General features: G+C 59.2%; 16 protein-coding genes and 2 pseudogenes. 7 read left to right on the top strand and 11 right to left on the bottom strand.

Annotated elements, in window-relative coordinates; translation table 11 throughout:
- Window positions 1-10: 10 nt before the first annotated feature.
- The 4 genes from ugpC to M653_RS0121700 all read left to right on the top strand — a co-directional run bounded on the left by ugpC (window position 11) and on the right by M653_RS0121700 (window position 4308).
- Window positions 11-1102 (top strand): sn-glycerol-3-phosphate ABC transporter ATP-binding protein UgpC, encoded by a 1092-nt coding sequence (gene ugpC, locus M653_RS0121715; RefSeq protein ID WP_027145239.1) that lies wholly within the window; start codon window positions 11-13, stop codon window positions 1100-1102.
- Window positions 1103-1115: 13 nt separating this feature from the next.
- On the top strand, window positions 1116-2039 hold the full coding sequence (locus tag M653_RS0121710; protein ID WP_051442762.1) for a sugar ABC transporter permease: 924 nt from the start codon (window positions 1116-1118) through the stop codon (window positions 2037-2039).
- Window positions 2036-2884 carry a carbohydrate ABC transporter permease gene (locus tag M653_RS0121705; RefSeq protein WP_027145237.1) on the top strand — a complete coding sequence of 283 codons (849 nt, stop codon included), beginning with the start codon at window positions 2036-2038 and terminating at the stop codon, window positions 2882-2884. The genes M653_RS0121710 and M653_RS0121705 overlap by 4 nt, the downstream gene beginning before the upstream one ends.
- Before the next feature lie 110 nt (window positions 2885-2994).
- Window positions 2995-4308, top strand: a complete 1314-nt coding sequence (locus M653_RS0121700) for an extracellular solute-binding protein (protein WP_245262265.1) — start codon at window positions 2995-2997, stop codon at window positions 4306-4308.
- Between the two features lie 176 nt (window positions 4309-4484).
- On the opposite strand, the gene M653_RS0121695 is transcribed toward M653_RS0121700, so the two are convergent.
- From M653_RS0121695 to M653_RS0121675, 5 genes are all read right to left on the bottom strand, one after another.
- Window positions 4485-5297 (bottom strand): SDR family oxidoreductase, encoded by an 813-nt coding sequence (locus M653_RS0121695; protein WP_027145235.1) that lies wholly within the window; start codon window positions 5295-5297, stop codon window positions 4485-4487.
- Window positions 5298-5424: 127 nt separating this feature from the next.
- Complete coding sequence (locus tag M653_RS0121690; protein WP_027145234.1) at window positions 5425-5928, bottom strand: SRPBCC domain-containing protein; 504 nt, start codon at window positions 5926-5928, stop codon at window positions 5425-5427.
- 3 nt (window positions 5929-5931) lie between these two features.
- A complete protein-coding gene (locus M653_RS0121685) occupies window positions 5932-6531 on the bottom strand; it encodes an NAD(P)-binding domain-containing protein (RefSeq protein ID WP_027145233.1) in 600 nt (199 codons plus the stop codon).
- A gap of 180 nt (window positions 6532-6711) precedes the next feature.
- On the bottom strand, window positions 6712-7464 hold the full coding sequence (locus M653_RS0121680; protein WP_027145232.1) for a glucose 1-dehydrogenase: 753 nt from the start codon (window positions 7462-7464) through the stop codon (window positions 6712-6714).
- A gap of 51 nt (window positions 7465-7515) precedes the next feature.
- Window positions 7516-8250: an SDR family oxidoreductase gene (locus M653_RS0121675; RefSeq protein ID WP_027145231.1), complete on the bottom strand. Its 735-nt coding sequence runs from the start codon at window positions 8248-8250 to the stop codon at window positions 7516-7518.
- Window positions 8251-8535: 285 nt separating this feature from the next.
- Here M653_RS0121675 and M653_RS1000000134610 point away from each other — a divergent pair.
- Window positions 8536-9209, top strand: a pseudogene (locus tag M653_RS1000000134610) (LysR family transcriptional regulator).
- Between the two features lie 299 nt (window positions 9210-9508).
- Here the strand turns inward: M653_RS1000000134610 and M653_RS0121665 are convergent.
- The 5 genes from M653_RS0121665 to M653_RS0121645 all read right to left on the bottom strand — a co-directional run bounded on the left by M653_RS0121665 (window position 9509) and on the right by M653_RS0121645 (window position 16630).
- Window positions 9509-10540 carry a hypothetical protein gene (locus M653_RS0121665; protein ID WP_245262262.1) on the bottom strand — a complete coding sequence of 344 codons (1032 nt, stop codon included), beginning with the start codon at window positions 10538-10540 and terminating at the stop codon, window positions 9509-9511.
- Between the two features lie 139 nt (window positions 10541-10679).
- A complete protein-coding gene (locus M653_RS01000000133155; protein ID WP_051442760.1) occupies window positions 10680-11291 on the bottom strand; it encodes a class I SAM-dependent methyltransferase in 612 nt (203 codons plus the stop codon).
- A gap of 42 nt (window positions 11292-11333) precedes the next feature.
- Window positions 11334-12122: a TylF/MycF/NovP-related O-methyltransferase gene (locus M653_RS1000000135890; RefSeq protein ID WP_245262260.1), complete on the bottom strand. Its 789-nt coding sequence runs from the start codon at window positions 12120-12122 to the stop codon at window positions 11334-11336.
- A 71-nt stretch (window positions 12123-12193) separates the two neighbouring features.
- Entirely contained in the window at window positions 12194-13630 is a 1437-nt protein-coding gene (locus tag M653_RS1000000135025; protein ID WP_156938241.1) for a hypothetical protein, read from the bottom strand.
- A gap of 195 nt (window positions 13631-13825) precedes the next feature.
- Window positions 13826-16630: a glycosyltransferase family 2 protein gene (locus M653_RS0121645; protein ID WP_027145228.1), complete on the bottom strand. Its 2805-nt coding sequence runs from the start codon at window positions 16628-16630 to the stop codon at window positions 13826-13828.
- 1133 nt (window positions 16631-17763) lie between these two features.
- Here M653_RS0121645 and M653_RS0121635 point away from each other — a divergent pair.
- Both M653_RS0121635 and M653_RS1000000137375 read left to right on the top strand, forming a co-directional pair.
- Window positions 17764-18078, top strand: a complete 315-nt coding sequence (locus M653_RS0121635) for a hypothetical protein (protein ID WP_156938240.1) — start codon at window positions 17764-17766, stop codon at window positions 18076-18078.
- A 91-nt stretch (window positions 18079-18169) separates the two neighbouring features.
- Window positions 18170-18667: pseudogene (locus M653_RS1000000137375) on the top strand (DUF4347 domain-containing protein); the annotation flags it as partial.
- A 341-nt stretch (window positions 18668-19008) separates the two neighbouring features.
- Here M653_RS1000000137375 and M653_RS1000000137370 read toward each other — a convergent pair.
- On the bottom strand, window positions 19009-20154 hold a 1146-nt coding region (locus M653_RS1000000137370; RefSeq protein ID WP_027145226.1), incomplete at its 5' end, for a DUF4573 domain-containing protein.

The following is a 20154-nucleotide window of genomic DNA, read 5'->3' as shown; positions in this document are numbered from 1 at the left end:
GAGCGTCGACGTGACGGCCGAAATCGAAATCAGGAATGTGAGCAAGCATTTCGGTGCCATGGCGGTGCTGGAGGATCTGTCGCTCTCCATCAAGGCACGCGAATTCATCGTGTTTCTTGGGCCGTCCGGATGCGGGAAATCGACGCTTCTGCGAATGATCGCAGGCCTCGAAACTGTTGATAGCGGCGAGATCGCCATCAACAACGAGCGTATCGATCATCTGCCGCCGGGTAAGCGCGGCATTGCCATGGTGTTTCAGTCCTATGCGCTTTATCCGCATATGAGCGTGCGCGACAACATGGCCTTCGGGCTTGAGAATATCGGCATGTCGCGCGAAGTCATTGACGCGCGGATCAACGAAGCCGCCCGCATCCTCGAAATGGCTCACTTGCTCGAGCGCAAGCCGGGCCAGCTCTCGGGCGGCCAGCGCCAGCGCGTCGCCATTGGCCGTGCGATCGTAAAGGAGCCGAAGGCGTTCCTGTTCGACGAGCCGCTCTCCAATCTCGATGCGGCTTTGCGGACCCGCACACGCATCGAACTTGCCCAGCTTCACCAGCGCTTGCAATCGACAATGATCTTCGTCACCCACGACCAGGTCGAGGCGATGACGCTCGCCGACCGCATCGTCGTCATGAATAATCGCAGGATCGAGCAAATAGGCTCTCCCATGGAGATCTATGAACGCCCCGCGACCAAATTCGTCGCAGGCTTCGTCGGCGCACCGGCGATGAATTTTGTCGAGGCGACGGTCGACAGATCGGCTGGGAACGCCACGGTCAGGTTTGCGGACGGAATGTCGGTTCGCACCGAGATCGCCTCCAGCCAGTTGACCGGTGGCAAGCACAGCTTCGGCATCCGTTCGGAAGATGTCCGCATCGTTCCTGTAGGGCAGGGCAATACCGACGGCGTGGTCGATGTGCTCGAGCGGCTCGGCGAACGCACCTTGATCTACGCACGGCTGGGGGATGGCCAGCAGATCGTCGGTTCCGATGTCGGCAACAGCCGCGTCGCCGTCGGCCACAAGGTCGGGCTAGCCTTCGACGGCCAGAAATCGCATCTGTTCAACGAGACAGGCCGCGCCTGGCACGCGAGGGAGGCCTGACGTGGCCGACGGTTTGACGATCCCGCGGACCTCGACGCCGGCCGCCGGCGTCAGGGCCCCAAGCGTCGATATCTACGCGCCGCAATGGCGAAATTTCATTTTCGTCGCGCCATTCCTGTTCTTCTTTACAACGCTGCTCATCTTCCCGCTCCTTTGGGGGATGTGGCTGAGCTTCCACAAGGCCGACACTTTCTCATCCGGAAATTTTGTCGGTCTCGGTAACTATATCAGGCTGTTTAACGACAAGGTGTTCCTGCAATCGGTCTGGAACACCTTCTACTTCGTGCTCCTGACGGTGCCGACGCTGGCGCTGATCGGCCTTTTCCTCGCGCTTTGCCTCAACCGCCGCACGCGCACTGCCGCTGTGCTGCGGACCCTGTTCTTTTCCTCCTCGGTGCTGTCGGTTACCATCGTCACACTGATCTGGCGCATCGTGTTCATTCCGAATGTCGGCCTGCTGTCGACGATCTACGGATGGTTTGGTGCCACCGCCCCAGCCTTCATTTCCGATCCAAGCCTTGCCATGATCGGTATCGCCATTGCCACTGTCTGGTGGTGCATCGGCCTGCCGATGATGCTCTTTCTCTCGGCCCTGCAGCAGATCCCGCAGGATATCTACGAAGCGGCGGCCCTCGACAATGCCAATCGCTGGCAGACCTTGCGCTCAATCACGCTGCCGTCGATCAAACGCACTTTCGTCCTGGTGATCATCATCCAGATCGTGCTGCAATTCCAGCTGTTCGGCCAAGCCTGGCTGATGACGCGCGGCGGTCCCAACAATCTGACCAAGCCGATCGTGCTCTACATCTATGACACCGCATTCCGCCGCTGGGATCTCGGCATGGGTGCCGCGGCATCGGAAATCCTGTTCATCCTCATCCTGATCGCGGCCATGGCCCAGTACCTCGTCGCACGCAACAAGGCAGACCAGGCATGAGTGCTCCAGCCACTTCCATCAAGGGGCGGGCATTTGGCGACCGCGTGTTGTTGGCCCTCGTCATCCTGCTTTCGATCGTCATGATCGCCCCGGTTCTGTGGGTCATCGGCCTGTCGCTCAAGGAAAATGCCGAGCTGATGGCCGATCCGAATTCGGTGTTTCACGCGCCCTACACCCTCAAGAACTACCTCAACACCATCGGCACCTCGTCGGTATTCCTCTGGGTGGGCAACAGCATCATCGTCTCGGGCGGATTGACAATCGGCACGCTGGTTTTGTCATCGCTCGCCGGCTACGGTTTTGCACGGCTGAACTTTCCCGGCCGAAACGTCCTGTTCGTGATCGTGCTCTTCGGTCTGGCGGTTCCGGAACAGGCCGTGCTTGTCGCCCGCCACCAGATATTCAGCATACTGAAGTTCCACAATACCTATCACGGACTCATTCTCCCCGGCCTGTCGGCTTCGTTCGGCGTCTTCCTGATGACCCAATATTTCAAGGCCATCCCGAAGGAGCTGGACGAAGCCGCCATGCTGGACAATGCCAGCCGGTTCAGGATTTTCTGGAAGGTGCTTTTGCCACTCACGGTGCCTGCACAGGCAACCCTCGGCATCTTCACCTTCCTTGGCGCGTGGAACGACTATTTGTGGCCGCTGATCTCGGCAACCAAGAAGGACATGTACACGCTGACCGTCGGTATGGCTTCGACACAGACCAATTTCGCCCAGTCTGAAGGCATCGGCTTCCTGATGGCGCAGGCGGTGTTCGCCGGCGCACCGATCCTGATCGTCTACCTCTTTTTCCAGAAATATATCGTCACGGCCGTCTCTGGCGCCGCGGTCCGATAACGAAAATTGCCCTACGGCAGGCGGCGAGGGAGTGCGCCGAAGCGATGGAAAAGCATGAAGCCAATCCAGGGTGGAGCGGCGGAAACTCAGTAGGAGGAACTGAAATGAAAATGCAGAAAATACTGTTTGCCGCGGTCTCCGCGGGGGTAATGATGCTCGCCAGCCCGAGCCTTGCAGCGACGGAACTGACCGTGCAGCGCTTCTTCGGTGCCTGCGATGCCAATTTCGGCACCAACGCCGATGTCGGCAAGGCCGTCGGCGAATGCGGCATCATCACGTCGCTGATCAACAAGTTCAACGCCGACAATCCCGACGTGCACGTCAATGTCACCACCGTGGAATGGCCGGGCTATGACCAGCTGACTGCGCAGTTCGCTTCGGGCGATGCTCCAGACATCGTCACGATCCACGAATCCGCCCTGTCGGACTATCAGTCCAAGGGCCTGTTGATGCCACTCGATGATCTCTTGAAGTCCGTCGGCGTCGCACCTGAAGCCTTCACGGACGCCGCGCGCACCGGCGCCACCAAGGATGGCAAGATCTACGGCTTGCCGATCGACAGCTGGACGATGCTCTATCACATCAATATGGATCTCTTCAAACAGGCCGGTCTCGTCAATGCCGACGGCACTCCGATGCTTCCGAAATCGCCTGAGGAACTGCTCGCCCAGGCCGAACAGTTCAAACAGAAGACCGGCAAGCCCTACTTCGTTCAAAACCTGGCCAACGAGACGGCACTCTACACGCGCAATCTCTACACCTATCTCTTCCAGCAGGATTCCGACTTTTTTGCCGATCCCAAGCATGTGAAGCTGAATACGCCGGAAGCCAAGAAGGTCGTCGAGATGTACAAGGCGATCTTCGACAAGGGCTACACCACCAAGGACCTCGACTACGGCGGCGCTATCAACGCCTTCCTTGCCGGTGACGGTGGCGTTCAGCTCAACGGCACGTGGGTGGTCGGCGACAACAATGCCCAGTCCGAAACCAAGGGCACGGCGCTCAACAAGGGCGGCTACGCGGTCTACCCGTATCCGCAGCTGTTTGGCGGCGCCCATGCGCAATATGCCGATGGCCACACCTGGGCAGTCTCGCAGAAGGACCGCACGCCTGAACAGACTGCGGCCATCGGAAAGTTCCTGAAGTTCTTCGCCGACAACGATTTCGAATGGTCGCGCACCGGTCACCTGCCGGCATACAAGGCCATCATCACCTCGGACGCCTTCAAGGCGCTGCCGCATCGCAACACGATTGCCGCCATCTCCGATCTCGGCAGGCCGCTGCCGTCAGCGGTGCAGCGTCAGTTTGCGATCCAGGACATTGTCGGCGAAGAGATGAGCGCCGCAATCACTGGCCAGAAAGACGTCGATGCCGCGCTTGCGGACATGGAAAGCCGAGTCAACGAATTGCTCGCCAACATCTGACCACGGGTTTCCGGGAAGTTATCCCGACGCCCCCGCGGCTGGAACAGTCGTGGGGGCCCATCTAGATCAATGACATAGCTGGTCTCAAAACAATCGAGTGAGGGGAGGGTGTTGCTAAGGAAAATCCCTGTCGATTCAGCGGTTTACACGCGATCTCTTCCTGACGCCCTACACGCTTAGGCGACGAAGCGGACCACGCCGCCATCCACGCGCAGAGCCGCGCCAGTGGTTGCGGAGGCCTGCTCTGAGCACACATAGATGATCATGTTGGCGACCTCGTCGGTGGTCGCGAACCGCTGGATGAGGGTGGTCGGACGCATCGCCTTCAGGAAGCCCTGCTCGGCTTCTTCCTGCGTGATTCCGGTTGCCTCAGCCTGCTTCGCCATGAAGTCACCCAGGATCTCGGACCGGGTAGGTCCCGGCAGGACGGCGTTGACGGTGACGCCCGTGCCCGCGACCGCCTCGGCAAGACCGCGCGAGACCGCCAGCTGCGCGGTCTTGGTCATGCCGTAGTCGAGCATCTCCTTGGGAATGTTGACTGCGGACTCGCTGCTCACGAAGACGACGCGGCCCCAGCCCTTCGCCACCATGCGCGGCACGTAGTGGCGCGTCATGCGCACGCCGCTCATCACGTTCAGCTGGAACAGGCCAAGCCAGTCCTCGTCGGGGATCTTGGCGATGTCCTCGACGCTGTTATAGTCCCGGATGTGAGCCGTACCGACGTTGTTCACGAGTATATCGGCGTCGGGCACTTTCGCGAAGAATGTGTCGGCGCCCTCCGCTGTCGACAGATCGGCGGCGACGCCGGAGATCTCGCTGTCCGGGAAAGACTGGCGCATCTGCCGCACCGCCTCGTCGACCCGGGCATTTCCACGGCCATTAATGACGACCGACGCCCCGGCACGAGCTAAACCCTCTGCGGTGGCGCGCCCGATGCCTGCCGTCGACCCGGTGACGATCGCCGTGCGGCCCTTGAGTTCGATATTCATGTCATTCATCTCCTGTTGTGAACGGCTAAGCCGATCGATGTGCGGAACCAGACCAGAAGCGTGTCGTCCCCTTCGATCGAGAGCCTTGAAGCCCGGCCCGTGCGGGCCAGGCTTCAAGGCAAATGCGCTAACCTGCCTGTTTCGCGACTTCCGCCTCCGCCGCGCGGGCGAGGCTTTCGACCCATTCCTGGTGATAGCGGTAGACCGCACCGGGATGCTTGCGTCCGAGCTCTTCGAGGAACCAGGGGCCTTGCTGTGTCTCCTCGGTCAGCACATGACAACCATCGCTCGTGGGAGTGATGACCCAGCCGTGGTACGCGCTCGAGCCGGTCTCGTCGCCATCGACGGTCGTCGCCCACGCAAGCCTGCGGAACGGCTCGCATTCCGTCACGACCAGACTCATCGGGAATCCAACCGTCACCCGGCTATACTTGGTTCCGAGCGCAAGTTCCGGATCGTCGGTCAGAACTTTGACCTGATCCTCGGCCGGAAAGTAGCTCGACCAATTCTCAGCGTCGACGAGCAGCTTCCAAACCACTTCAGGGGGCGCCTTCACGTCGATGTCGTTGAGCGCGTAGAGAGTCGACGTTCCCGGATCATACCGCTCGGGCCAAATTACATGGTCGTACACCGGTCATTGCTCCTTCTTGAACAAATCCTGGAAGATGAGCTGGCCCCAAATGCGGCCGCGTGCGTGCACCAGCGCGCCACCCTCGTTGAGCTTTCCCAGCTTGACGGGTGCGAACCCGAGTTGTTTGGCCAGGGCCGCCACGGGACCAATCGCGTCCTCGTCGTCGCTCGACAGAAAGACGACCCGGTGGCCGCCCTCGACGATCGGATCGGCAGCCAGGGTGGCCGCAATCAGGTGATTGAAACCTTTCACGAACTTGGCGCCGATGAACGCCTTCGCGACGAAGGCGGAGGACGGGAGACCGTCCAACTCCTCAGGGGGAACTAACGCGTTCATCGCGTCGATGACCGTCTTGCTTTTCCAGCTCGGCAGGGCCTTCGCAACCTCGCGATGCTCCCCGAACGGGACCGCCAAGATGATTGTGTCGGCCTCGAGTGCATCCCGCAGCGACCTGGCGACGACCGTGGGTCCAATCGCCCGAGCCTGCGGCGCCAGCGCCTCGGCCGGCCGGCGGCTCGCGACCGCCACTTCGATGTTTTTACGGGCAAAGGCGTGGGCGAGGGCCTGGCCTATCTTACCGAATCCTACAATCGCATAGCTCATGATACTTCTCCGATCCATGTTGATATTGCTTCCCCGGCCTTCAACGGCGCCGGGTTGTCCGTTCTGCTGTGTGGCGACCTTTGCACAGACGTCCCGTCGTGAACGACGGCGCGGCCGGACCGACCGTTCAGCGCGGAAGTCGTTCCACCATGGACACGCTGGTTCCCGCCGATCCGGGGCTCAGACCTGCGCCATGCCTCCATCGACGGCGAGATCCACGCCGGTGATGAAAGAACTTTCATTGGAGGCGAGGAACGTGACGGCGGCCGCGATTTCCTCTGGCTTGCCCCTGCGACCCATTGGGATCTGTGAAGCAAACTGGGCGGCCGCTTGCTCGGCTTGCTCGGGGGTAAGGCCCGTCGTTGTCTCTAGGGCGGGGGTCTCGATCGCTCCGGGGCTCATCGTATTCACTCGGATTTTGCGGTCTTTCAGCTCTAGAGTCCAAGCGCGCGAAAAGTTGCGCACTGCCGCCTTACTCGCGGCGTATGTGCTAAACCCTGGCAATCCCAACACGTTCGAAACCGAAGAATTCAGAATAATCGAACCGCCGTCCTTAAAGAGGGGAAGGGCCTTCTGCACCGTGAAGAACAGCCCCTTCACGTTCACGTCGAAGGTCTGGTCAAAGTGGGCCTCGGTGGCTACCGCGAGCGGTGCGATTGTCCCCGCGCCAGCGTTCGCGAAGAGAACGTCGATGTGACCGTGTTTCTCTTTCACGATGGCATAAAGCCGGTCCAGATCTTCCAAGCGTGACACGTCACCCACCACCGTCGTAATATTACTCTTGATGAGGGCTGCGGCCTCCTTCAGCTCTTTCTCTCGTCGCCCGGTGATCACGACGTGCGCACCTTCTTCCACGAAGCGCTTGGCTGTGGCCAATCCGATCCCGCTGCTCCCGCCCGTGATGACTGCGATCTTGCCTTCCAGCTTTTTCATAGTCCTTCATCCTTCGTTTGTGTGTGGGCCAGGCACGGGACCGCGCCGGCGTCAGAGTTGTGCTAGGCCACCGTCGACGGCGACTTCGCTGGCGGTCATGAAGCTGCTGTCCGACGATGCGAGAAAGGCGGCAACCGCTCCGATCTCCGCCGGATCGGCCATGCGCTGGAGCGGAGTCATCGCGGCGAAGACCTTCTGGCCCTCCTCGCCCAGCGCTTCCTTCGCGAGTTCGGTCGCCGTCGCCCCGGGCGACAGCACGTTTACGCGGATGCCGGTGCCCTTCAGGTCCTCAGCCCAGGTCCGCGCGAGGTTGCGCACTGCCGCCTTGCTCGCGCTGTAGGCGGTGAATGCCGGAGCGCCCGTGGTGCCGGCGCTCGATCCGGTCAGGATGATCGAACCGCCCGGGCCCATCAGCGGCAACGCCTTCTGGACCGTGAAGATCGTACCCTTCACATTGGTGTCGAAGGTTTCCTCGATGTGCTCGGCGGTGATCTTGCCGAGCGGTAGCGGGCCTCCGGCCCCTGCATTGGCGAAGACGATGTCGAGGCTTCCGCGCTCGGCCTTCACCGCCGCGTAGAGCCGGTCGAGGTCGGCCTCATCCGAGACCGAGCCTTTCACCGCGCGGGCATTGGCTCCGAGGTCGGCCACAGCGGCGTCGAGCGCTTCCTGCCGGCGGCCGAAGATGAAGACGAAGGCGCCCTCGTCGATGAAGCGCTTTGCAGCGGCGCGGCCGATGCCGGTAGCGCCGCCGGTGACCACAGCGGTCTTTCCATTCAGTCTGTTCATGTCATGCATCCTTCGTTTCGCCGTCTCGAGCCTTTGGCTGTATGGGGAGGTCCCCCGGAGAGCCTCAAGATGGGTCCGCCGAAGTCGGTCGGTGAGTGCGGAATCGCGCACATCGGTGGTGCAAAATCGATCCGGCTGGACGACTGACGCCAGCCGCGACGATCGGTTTCCGCCGTTCGGAACTGGGCAGCGCTCGTTGACATGAGTTATGATCACCGCCGTACTGCTGTACGATGCGGTAGATACGGGCTTTGGAAGGCGCACCGCGCGGTGCGGGATTGCACCATGATCGACTGGGATGACATTCGCCACTTTCTTGCCGTGGCACGCGGTGGCTCGGTGCGGGCTGCCGCCGAGGGCCTCGGGGTGTATCACTCGACCGTGCTGCGACGCATCGCTCAGCTCGAGGAACGTCTCGGGGCTCAGATGTTCGAAAAGCTGCCTTCGGGCTACCGCCTGACGACTGCTGGCGAGGAGGTCCTCGAGCTCGCGAACCAGATGGAAGCGTCGTCGCACCAGCTGGAGACCCGCATCTTCGGGCGCGACCAGAGCGTGCGCGGGCTTCTGCGGGTGACGTTGGCTCCGATCAGGCGCGCCCGCACGCCATGCCGCCTCCCATCCGGTGGATCGTCATAAGCATTCATGGAGTTCCGGATTGGGCCAGCGAGGGCGAGGTTCGCACCACGGAGGTTCCATTCAGGACCACGGACGCCGAGGCGCAGATCGTTGCTGTACGGCAAGGGCTCGGGATCACGACGCTGCCGTGCTTCGTCGGAGATGCCGACCCCCTGCTGGTGAGGGTGCCGGGCACCGACCTGCACATGTACGGAACGCTCTGGCTTCTCACGCAGGGGGAGACACGCAAGACGAAGCGCGTGCAGCTCTTTACGGAGTTCGTATCCCGCAGGCTCGCCGCATACGCTGCGCTTCTCGCGGGGCTCTCCATATCGCGCGACTGACGCCCCACGGGTCGCCGGCGACGCTTGCCGTAATGCGGAGAACTCCGAGTAAATAGACCGACCGTCTTTTGAAGTCGATCAGATCGAGGATCGGCGAAATTCTGCTCTGAATTCAAGAGCGAGAATTTCCGACGGATCCGGATACGGTTCTCTGTCGTCAGCGGAAGGATGTCCTCTATGGATCAACGCGTTAGCATGCTTCAGAACACTCGAATGGGAGTAGCGGGAAAGACTGCGAAACGGTCCTTTTAGCGTTACATGACACACCCGGTCTGAGGCCGGACCGATGGCGCTCACTTTCACTTGAACCGCTGCGTACGCAACAGGTCCTGCAAGCGGCGCGGCAGTTGCGGCGAGGCGTGCAATTGCTTGCAGCTGTTTTCCCATTGTCGGAGATATTCGGCGATCGGAATACTGGTTCGGCCGGGCCAGCGGTTGAGTGCGCCCAGCGCCTCGACGCAGCCCGGCGCGCGGTCGTATTCGGCGAGGATGGTCATGGACATCGCCTGGGCAAATGGATTGAGGGCGGGCATTTCGATTTCGCCGCGATGGTCGGCGAACCACGCAGCGGCGTCACGCGTGAGCCCCTGGCTTTCAGCGAGGGCCGCATAGCGGTCGATAATGTCCTGGCGATACCGGGCGATGGCATCGCCGAAGGCGTTGTCGCCGGCGAAGGGCGGGTTCTCTTTCCAACTCTTCGCCAGGCGCCCCAGGCCGCGCAGAGAGAATGCCTCGACCGTCGCTTCCTCGAGCCACTGGCAGGGCGGCGCCGGCTTGGCGTCGGCCTGCCAGCTGTTGGCGATGACGTGGCCGAGCTCGTGCCCGAACTGGTAGGCAAGCTTCGACCAGTCGCGCTCACCGATGTCGACAATGATCCAGGCCATGCTGCTGCCGTCCGGATGCAGCCAGACGGCCGGCGTACCGGAAGTGTGCTCGTCGACACGCAGCCGCGTCGGCTGGCGGTCGGAGAGCAGGCGTATACCGTCAAGGCATGCATGCCGCATGCGCTCGACGACCTGATCAGCCGCGCCCTCAAGCATGCGGCCCCAGTCGCCGGCGAGCTCGATAGGCGCGGTGAGGAGGGTTGGCGATGGGCGGGCCTTGGCAGATTTGGGAGACATGGCTGCGTAGCCTTTCCGCGAATGACTCAACAGCGTAGCCAAGCTGGTAGCCAGTGAGACGGCAGCTAGTATGCCAAACTGTCGCCTGTTCGTCAGCTGATGCTCCTTGGTCCAAACATACATATCGAGGTATGGCCGGAGCGTCATCGGGAACCTTCTCCTAGGATGATGCGCTTCATTATTTGTCCAACAAACTTTTCCGTTGGACAACAACTACTTCTCGGCCCTATCGCAGGGCGTAGCGCAACTCCACAACCATAGAACAACGCTTAAGGCGGTGTATGAGTTGCTAGTTGCCTCGCAGCGGCGGCAAGCATCTGAATTGGTTTGGTAATGGCACTGGGTTTTCTCATGCACCGATTTGCGTCATGTCCCACAGACACATCGCCTTCGATGCGTAGTGTTCTTCCGGCATGATCAGGAGTGGCAGCGGCAATGAGAATGGCGGTTGCTGTAAGTTGAGAAATCCGAATCCGCCCGTTTCCGGCGCAATGTCCTGTGCCGAGGTCGAATGGCTTGAGGTGAACAGCCAGCGAGCGCCGCACTTCTTGAAGTTGCGCAGCGCGCGCCAGATATCGGGCTCGGTCAGATGTTGCAGACAGTCGCGTGAAAAAATGAGGTCGACGTTCGGCAGTGGTTCGGCGACCAGATCGAGCACGAGGAATTCGCGATCCGCGTATCGCATGCGATTTGTTTCGACGACTTCCGGAACGATATCGCAACCGATGTAGTGCGTTTTGCCCAAGTCGACGAAGCGCATCCAATTGAAGTCGCCGCAGGGCGCATCGAGCATGGACTTCACATCCAGTGCGCGCAAAAGCATCGGCAATACAGTTCGCACGCGATGCGTCGTCGCGTGCGTTGAACCGAGTCCGGAGCGCGATTCCGCGGAGCCCCACTCATTGCTTTGGTAAATGCGCGCGAAGGCTTCGCGGGAATCATCGGGTGTGCTTTGCGTCATCGAATGCACCTCATTGCAGGCTTCGCCCGATCAAGAATCTCGTCAATCGTGATTTGCCACCTCGGAAACCTTCCACCACACCGCACAGCCATCGATTGGAATTAATGGCGAGGTAATACCCTCTCTAGCCCGGAATTCATTTACAGCTTGAGCGCATGGAGCGAGAAAGTAGTCGTCAACGACTACAAATCCACCATACGATAGCTTGCGATAAAGTGCGTCGAGAGCTTGAATCGTTGATTCATACATGTCTCCGTCGAGCCTGAGAATCGCCAATTTTTGTATTGGAGCATGAGGGAGTGTGTCCTTGAACCAGCCTTCAAGGAAGACAACTTGCTCGTCAAGCAAGTCATATCTGCGGAAATTTTCTTCTACATCCTTCCGGGAAATCGCCAGTTGGGTATGCGTGTGGTGGGTGTCCCCAGCGTCCGCCGTATAGATTTCCGGGCTGGGGGGAGGAAGGCCCGCGAAACTATCAGCGACAAAGACCCGACGTCGAGTATCGGCGTATGAGGCAAGAATGCCTCTCATAAAAATACATGCCCCGCCGCGCCAAACTCCGGTCTCGATGAAGTCGCCAGGAACATCATTTAAGATCACAGTTTCGCATAAATGCCGCAGATTTCGCATCCTTGCTGAGCCAATCATGGTTTGCGCCAGTCCTGGCCAATCCCGCCCAAGAGCCCGCCTGTTCGGGTCGTATTCCCCACCCGTCCACGGATCAATGGGCGCGTCGCCATATAAGGTTCCGGTCAGCGATGCTTCCAGAACATTAAGGTATCTATTTCGCATTTTCATTGCGGCGGTCAAGAAATCATCACTGTCATTCAACGTTCGTCTCCTTCTTAAGAAAGGGTCATCACAGCAGCCAAATTCGAGAAGCAAGCAGCTTGCGTCGAATTTCACGCACGCCCATCGCCCCTCATTTGGCGCCCATGGGCACGCTCAGCCTCGGTTAGTTGTCGCTTGCGCAGCACCACGTGCATCTCGTCTACCGCCCGCGGGCCGCGCAAAATCTCGTCATGTGATACACCCCGTGCTGCCAGTTCGCGGCCAAAGGAACTGTAGTGAAAGGTCAGCTCAATCAATTCGAATCGAGCTTGGGTCCATCCCAGATACCAGTACCAGTCACAATAGTAGAGCCAACTCCGTTCATTAAAGGCGTGCACATGGGCAGGATCTTGCCATGCGCCATACGATAGATCGTATGGCACAGTTATCTTAAGCACGCCGCCGTAAGTTAATAAATCCAAGCAGTTCGTCATAGCAAAAACAAGGCCCGAGATATTCTGTAGAACGTTTGAAGCAGTTATACTTACAAACAGCTCAGGCTTGAGGCGAACCGCACCAAAACGCGCTGATCTAAATTCGCGGGTCAATAGGTCCGGATCTGATACATCGGCGACAATATCAGGATTCCATTGGCCGCTAATATCGATATTGAGCAAGTGTGGATCATACATCTTGCCACTGCCGATCGCCATATCCCCCGGAAGGCGTGGTAAACTACTCCAGGCCAGTGCTTCAGGAAGTATTTTTTTGGCGCTGCGTTGACTAAATGCCTCGAAGCCCGCTGCTGCTACTTTATGACGTCGAACTGGGTCGTTAACTAGCGCCTCAGTTACATCGACGAGGTTCTCGTAAGTGGCTGCAACAAAGGCGCCGGCCAAATCGGCATCCACCTGTTCACCCGCGTTTACTTCGCTCACTACAACGCGCTTGTTCGCCAGCAGATCGAAAATACGAATAATTTCAAGCTGTCCACTATCATAGAAGTGCAAATTAAGTACCACTTTTGATCGCGCGATTAGGCCGTCAAGCCGGTCGCCGAATACGTTGTACACTGCTTCGACACGTAGCCCACGCCCGCGCATTTCATCAAGTATTTTAGATCGTCTTTCATTGAAAGAGCCGTAGAATAGAACGTCTATATCGTCGATTGTATCAACGATTCGTAAAAGGTATGGAACATAGAACGGACGTATATAATATACGTCTCGACTTATTATCCCAGATAAAAATAGAGAATTGCTACTGCTATAATCCCACACCGGAAATCGACGAAGTATATTTGTGTATTCGTTCGACATCCAGCTCGATGTGTGATTTTCAACATTAAATATGATAGAATTAATTGGCAAATTGGCTAGGCTGGCCTCCCCGTACAGGTTAGCACCAAGTACGATTGCCTGCCCGTCGAATCCCTGCGGCAATTCATGGGCGATATCAGTTTCGATGGAAATCTCACGCAGCCCTTCGGCGAGCATTTGAATCAGGCTTGCGAGCACCTTCACCATCCCTGGATGAACGAGAAGAGTGATGTGACCTGCTATATTCACGCCGTTCTCCCGGGGGATTGGTATCTTACCTGCTACCGATGCCTGCCTGCGAAGGTTCTGGCTTTCGCCGGCCTTAGCACCTGATCGAATCTGACTCGTCGCGTCGACATTGGCGTGCGACAGCATCGAGAGGCGGGCTTTGTCAGGAACTTGCGTGTCGGGCTATGGCGGTCCGTTGTGCTTCCAAATGACTAGCTAGCTCAGTTCTCGGTGATCTGCGTCTGTCCGGTCTGACGCCTCGTCGTCATCATGGACAACGAGTGGTGGGATGCAAAGGAAAGCTTGCATCGAACCATATGCTGCACACATCGCGCAGTCGATACCCGTGTCGTTGAGGACGACGGCAGTTCCGGGAAATGGGATAAGTCTGCTTCGTAGCGGTAGACACTTTTCCAGAAGTATCCGCGCGCCTCTTGGTGTGATTGTGTAGGCCTGAAGCCCAAATGAATGCTCGACCTTGATGAGGGATCTGGCGAATTTCTCGGACTGAAACAAGGCAGTTCTATTGGTATATCGGCGATCGTAGAAATCCAGCTTGGCCTTCGAGAAACCAAAATCCAGCCATAGAAAAAATGGATCTGTAAGATAGCCCCACTGTATAATGTCCCAATTATTTGGCGCATTAGAGATAATATTGGTTGATTCATCAATAAATCGAAATGACGATCGAGCATCGTCTTCAAAAATAGTTATCGTTTTGTTTTCTGTATCTGACAGCTTCCACAAGTTGATATGCGATAGAGCGCATCCCAGCGTGCCCGGGGGATACGGACAATCACTGGTAATCAGCCCTTCCTCGACGAGCGCCCCCCTGTCGAGAGAAGTGCCGTCAACGGCCGATACGCGAACCGTATTGTGCATCAGATGCCAGTTGTTGCTTTGATACCTGCTCCAGCGCTCGACGCTGCGGTCGAGATTTATCAGGTGAATTTTCGGCGAACCCGTAGGCTCGACAGGCCGGGCTGGCATCGTCCCGGAGACAGAGGGCGGGGCGGCAGTGAATGCGGGGGTATCGCCCGCACCGTGCAACAGCGCTCGAGCGCGCTCGATCCCGTCACTCACATGGTATTGGCCGTCGCCAAAGGTGATGTAGCCATAGACCTGTCGATTATCCATATACTGGACGATGCCGGCCTTCCTGGCGCTGTCGGCAAAGATGACGTACTCATACCGCGATGTGGCGTCCTCATATGTCAGCTCGGTCAGCACGTCGGCGCGGACGAGATAGGTGCAGTGCACGAGCGGCATCTCGATAATGCCGCGCACATGGCGGTTGAGCACCCAGCCATATTGATCGCACTGCACATAATAGCCGTTCGCATCGATCTCGGCGTGGTAGTTCGAATAGTATTGGCCGGGCGAGATGGAGCGAAGCAGGGGAGCGACGATTGGCAAGTCGAGCGCGACAAGTTCCCGCAGCGTGGCCGGCCGCACGAAATTGTCGACGTCGACAACGAAATAGAAATCGCAGCCGTGCTGGAGAGTTTTCCGCAAGCTTATGTTGCGGATTCGGCCGAGCACCCTGAAGCGCGTCTCGTTCCATTCGTGCTCGCCAAACTGCTCCACACGATCGGCCACGTCTGAGGCATCGAACTCAACCGCCGCATAGAGGTGGCCAACACGCTCTACCCATTCGCGCAATATGTGCTCGGTCCTGTCGGTGTTGTTGTTCGTCCTGATGTAGAGGACGATCGACGCCTTCGGGTAGTCGAGCGCCTCGATGCACTCAAGGTAAAGCGGCAGTGCCGGCTCCTTCTGCTTTGCCAAGATTGCTATGAGGATGCGTGGCGTGCCTTTCATGCGCGACCGCAACGAACGCTGCCGCACAAGCTTGTGCTGATCGATCAAGCTCTCGGCTCCGAACGCCCCAAGTTTCGGCGCCTCGTGGAACGGAAGTTTGTCGGTGGCGAAACGCGCGTTGGCCAGCACACGCTTCGCCATTTGCGCAGGCAATTTTTCAGTGGCGAGCAATTTCAGGCAGGCATCGAGCGATTCCCGGTAAGCGCCTGTCCAGTAGGCATTGACAGCAAACTCGTCGAGCACTCCGTAATCGTAGACCCAGGGCTGCACGAAAAGCCCGGCGGGTTGGATAAGGTCGAGCCCTCGACGCGCAAATTCCATTCCTTCCGCATTCCGACCCTGGTTGCGGCAATAGAGGCTCGCGGCGTGAAGAGCCTCCGCGCGGGTGGGAACGACCTGCGTCGCACGCTCAAAGACGGCAACGACCTCGTCGAATGGCCGTGCCAGCGCCGCCATGAGATTGCCCGCCTCGAGCAGGCTAACGTAGACCTCCTCGTCCCAGAAACCCAGCTCGGCACGCTTCAGATAGTTCGCCAGAGATTTTTCACGTTCACCGCAATCCCTGTAGCTCTGCGCCAAATAGAAAGTGTATCGCGAAACAAGGAAGGGGTCGGTCTCCGTCGCAAGCGCATTTTCAAGAACAGCCGCGTCGTCTTGGTACTTTCGCGGGTTTTGGCTGCGTGCTCCGCCACGCCCCGTCGCCACGCGAAACCCCTTGGCGGTCTCGCGTGTGAGATTGCCAGGAGGGGCCTCGAGATATTCGTGCAGCACGCCCTTGAAAGAGAACGGCAGCCGGTTGCGGCAGATCTGCGGGCGATAAAACGAAATGCCACCATGGGACACCTCGATGTCGTATAGATCGTGTTCCATCCTCGACTTGAACTCGATCGGATCGAAGCCGGGGTCTTGGACCACAAAATCATCCGCGTCGATGATCATGGCGTAGTCGACAGTCTCGACTTCACGCAGCCGGTCAAGGGCAAAGGTCCGGTTGTACGCGAAGTCCCGCCAGGGCTCGTCGATGACTGCGCCCTTGACATTGTGCGTCGTCAGGAAGGCACGGATGAGATCCTGCGTGCCATCCCCGGAACCTGTGTCGACGACGAGCACATAGTCAACGAGAGGAAGCGCGCTGGCGAGGCATTGCAGGATGACCTGTGCCTCGTTCTTGACGATCATGCATAGGCCGATGGTGCTCATGCTAATCCCTCGGCAGAGCGGCGCTCGTTACACGCTGCTCGAAATTGTTGAAGGGCGACAGTTCGCAAAACACATTCCGCGCGGCCTCGGCCATTTGCATGGCGTTTGTTGCAGAGATCGATCGCCCCTTCCTGTTCAGCATCTCAACCCTATCCATTGTTAGCCAGCGGTTTCCGTCACAGCAAGGGAGCTCGTGTTCACCCTCGGACCGGGGGGTGCGAACAAACGTTCCCGTCGGTCCAATCGCTGACGCACAAATTCCTCCGCGACGTCGAGGGTTCGACGCGAGCCAAGGGGACGTCTTTAAGCCTCGGTTTTTCAAGGCGTTTGGGCCATGCGCGCCATTTCGATCTCGACCGAAAAGTAGTTGCTGTCCTCAACAATTAATAAATTGTTAACTTGGTTATTTACAAGTTGCTAATTTTAGATTTTACTAATGTCTTGTGCATGGGAAGGTAGCCGCGGACCGGGCAGAGGGCCTGTCGGCTGCGCAGTCTGCAAGGCCAGGAGAGTATCTGGAGCAAATTACTTTGTGCGTGAGGGCGCGCAGGGCCAAGTCACTTCGTGCGTTAGGGCGCATGGGGCGTTTGTTGGCGTGCTGGAGAAGACGTCGTACCGCCTTGAACTCAAGGCCAGCGTTTTCCTAACCTGATATTCCTTCGCGAGTAGTCGGTTCCCTCGCAAGTCGTCGTCGAGAAATCGACACGTGCGTCACGGGAGTTGGCTGTGGTTGGCGTGATACCAAGTACGAAACGATGCGCTCGCGACGCGGGTTCGGCTTCGATCGGTCCCCCAATTATCCGCACCGGGCCGCTAGCCGGGATTGTCCCGAGATTGACGGGTTTTCCTCTGCGCCCCGTGGATCGCAGCATGCCAGCGAACTTCACACCCACCTCATTGAAGACGTTCGATCGAGCGGCGCGAAGACGCCGTCAAGTCTTGCGCTCCGGTCTCGTCACCCTGCGCGTCGCCGGTTGGCTTGCGGAGCTGCAGCCACCGTGGGTCCAGACTTTGTCGATCCGCCGATGCGCGCGAGTTATCTGGGCTCGGCGGCGATTGAAATCAGCAGTTGAAATCTAAGGATACGAAACAAGAGGAAGCCGCGGCATGGCCGCGGCGACGAGGAGGACATGATGAGCTACACAGCAGGATTTGCGGTCATGGAAGTCACTGTTCGGGGTGTTTTGCCGATCGGCGACACGACCGAAAATGCAACGTATTTCATTCTGGACACGGCCAAGAGCGCGATCGTCGGTCAGGTCATTCTGCCCAAAGCCGTCAAGCGAAGCCTCGCCGTCGCTCTCACCGTCAAGGTCCCGAGCACCGCCGGCTCACTTGCCATTGGAACGTTTGATGATGGCGGGAATTTCCAGGCCGCCAGCTTCCTTCGTGTCGAGACCCCAGCCGTAGAACGTCCCGACGGCGCCGTCGGGTCGTTCGGAAGGTGACGCGTCTCAAGCCCCTTGTCCCCAGCGCTCGCCGGCCAGGCCGGTGGGCTGTGTTCCCGTGAATTGAATTCGAAGCCAACAGGAGCCAGTCATGGCCCGTGCCTCTGAAATTCTTTTTGTCGATCCTTCAGTCTCCGACCTCCAGACGGTTCTTGGCAATCTGCGGCCCGAAGTCCGGGCAATTGTGCTCGATGGCCGCCGGCCGGCGGAGCAGCAGATTGCTGCGGCACTCGCAGGCCGCGAGGGCCTCGATGCGATCCACATTATGGCGCACGGCGCGCCTGGCCGCGTCAGCTTCTCCGCAGGAGAGTGGTCAGCCCGTATGCTGGAAGAAGCGGCTGACGATTTCACCGCAATTGGCAGAGCGCTTGCCGCGCACGGCGAGCTCCGGCTGTGGAGCTGCGAGACGGCGTTAGGGTATGCGGGCGATGCGTTCATAGCAGCGCTGGAAGAGGCCCTCGGCGCGGACGTCTGCGCATCGAGATCGCTGGTTGGCGCAGCCGCCCTGGGCGGCGCCTGGGAACTGTCCGCACGCGTGAACGCGTCCACGCCCCTGCCGCCACTGACCCCGGATGGGATGGCAAATTATACCGGGGTGCTTGTAGCGGGTGATCTGACACTCACGGGGACGATAACTGGCCCTGGCAACAGCAGTAACGTCAACACCTATTATCTGGTGGACACCACACTCAACCCCGATACAGTTGTTGGGAGCTTTCAACTTCCATCAGCAACTAACGGTTTGGTTTTTGCGTTTAGTGTAACCATAGTAATTCCTATAGTCGGTGATAACTACACGATATACAATGCTAATTTTGGCGTAATGGGCACGCTTACTCAAACTGGTCCTAATACTTATCTTTTCACGTCCGGTGCTGCCAATCCCACTAACAACAATAACTTTAGTGGGGGTAGTTTGACTATCACGAGTCAAGTGGGCGCCACCGGTGCCACCGGCGCTGGCGGAGCCACGGGCGCGACGGGTGCGACGGGCGCCACCGGAGCGGGCGCGACAGGAGCCACAGGTGCAACCGGTGCCACAGGTGCCACCGGAGCAACCGGAACAGGCACTACAGGCGCCACAGGTGCGACGGGCTCTACTGGCGCAACAGGTGCAACCGGTGATACCGGAGCGACTGGCTCTACCGGTTCGACCGGCTCGACCGGATCGACTGGAGCAACCGGCTCGACCGGTTCTACGGGAGCCACAGGTGCAACCGGTGACACGGGAGCAACTGGCTCCACCGGTTCGACCGGATCGACTGGGGCAACCGGCTCGACCGGCTCTACGGGAGCCACAGGTGCAACCGGTGATACCGGAGCGACAGGCTCTACCGGATCGACCGGATCGACCGGCTCGACTGGAGCAACCGGAGCAACCGGCTCGACCGGAGCCACAGGTGCAACCGGTGACACGGGAGCAACTGGCTCCACCGGTTCGACTGGTTCGACCGGCTCTACTGGTGCGACCGGCTCTACCGGTTCGACCGGCTCGACCGGCTCGACTGGCTCGACTGGCTCTACTGGCTCTACTGGTTCGACCGGCTCGACTGGCTCGACCGGTTCGACCGGTGCGACAGGCTCGACCGGTGCGACTGGCTCGACTGGCTCCACCGGCTCGACTGGCTCGACTGGTGCGACGGGCTCGACTGGCTCGACCGGCTCGACCGGATCGACTGGAGCAACCGGCTCGACCGGCTCTACGGGAGCCACAGGTGCAACCGGCGATACCGGAGCGACTGGTTCGACCGGTTCGACTGGAGCAACTGGTTCGACCGGATCGACCGGTGCGACGGGCTCGACTGGTTCGACTGGTTCGACCGGCTCGACTGGCTCTACTGGAGCAACCGGCTCGACCGGCTCTACGGGAGCCACAGGTGCAACCGGCGATACCGGAGCGACTGGTTCGACTGGGGCAACCGGCTCGACTGGTTCGACCGGATCGACCGGTGCGACAGGCGCGACTGGTTCGACAGGTTCGACCGGCTCGACCGGTGCGACTGGCTCTACTGGTTCGACCGGCTCGACTGGCTCGACTGGCTCTACTGGTGCGACCGGTTCGACAGGCTCTACTGG

Source organism: Mesorhizobium sp. WSM3626 (genome assembly GCF_000513935.1).
Classification (GTDB): domain Bacteria; phylum Pseudomonadota; class Alphaproteobacteria; order Rhizobiales; family Rhizobiaceae; genus Mesorhizobium; species Mesorhizobium salmacidum.
This window is presented reverse-complemented; position numbering and strand designations above follow the sequence as displayed.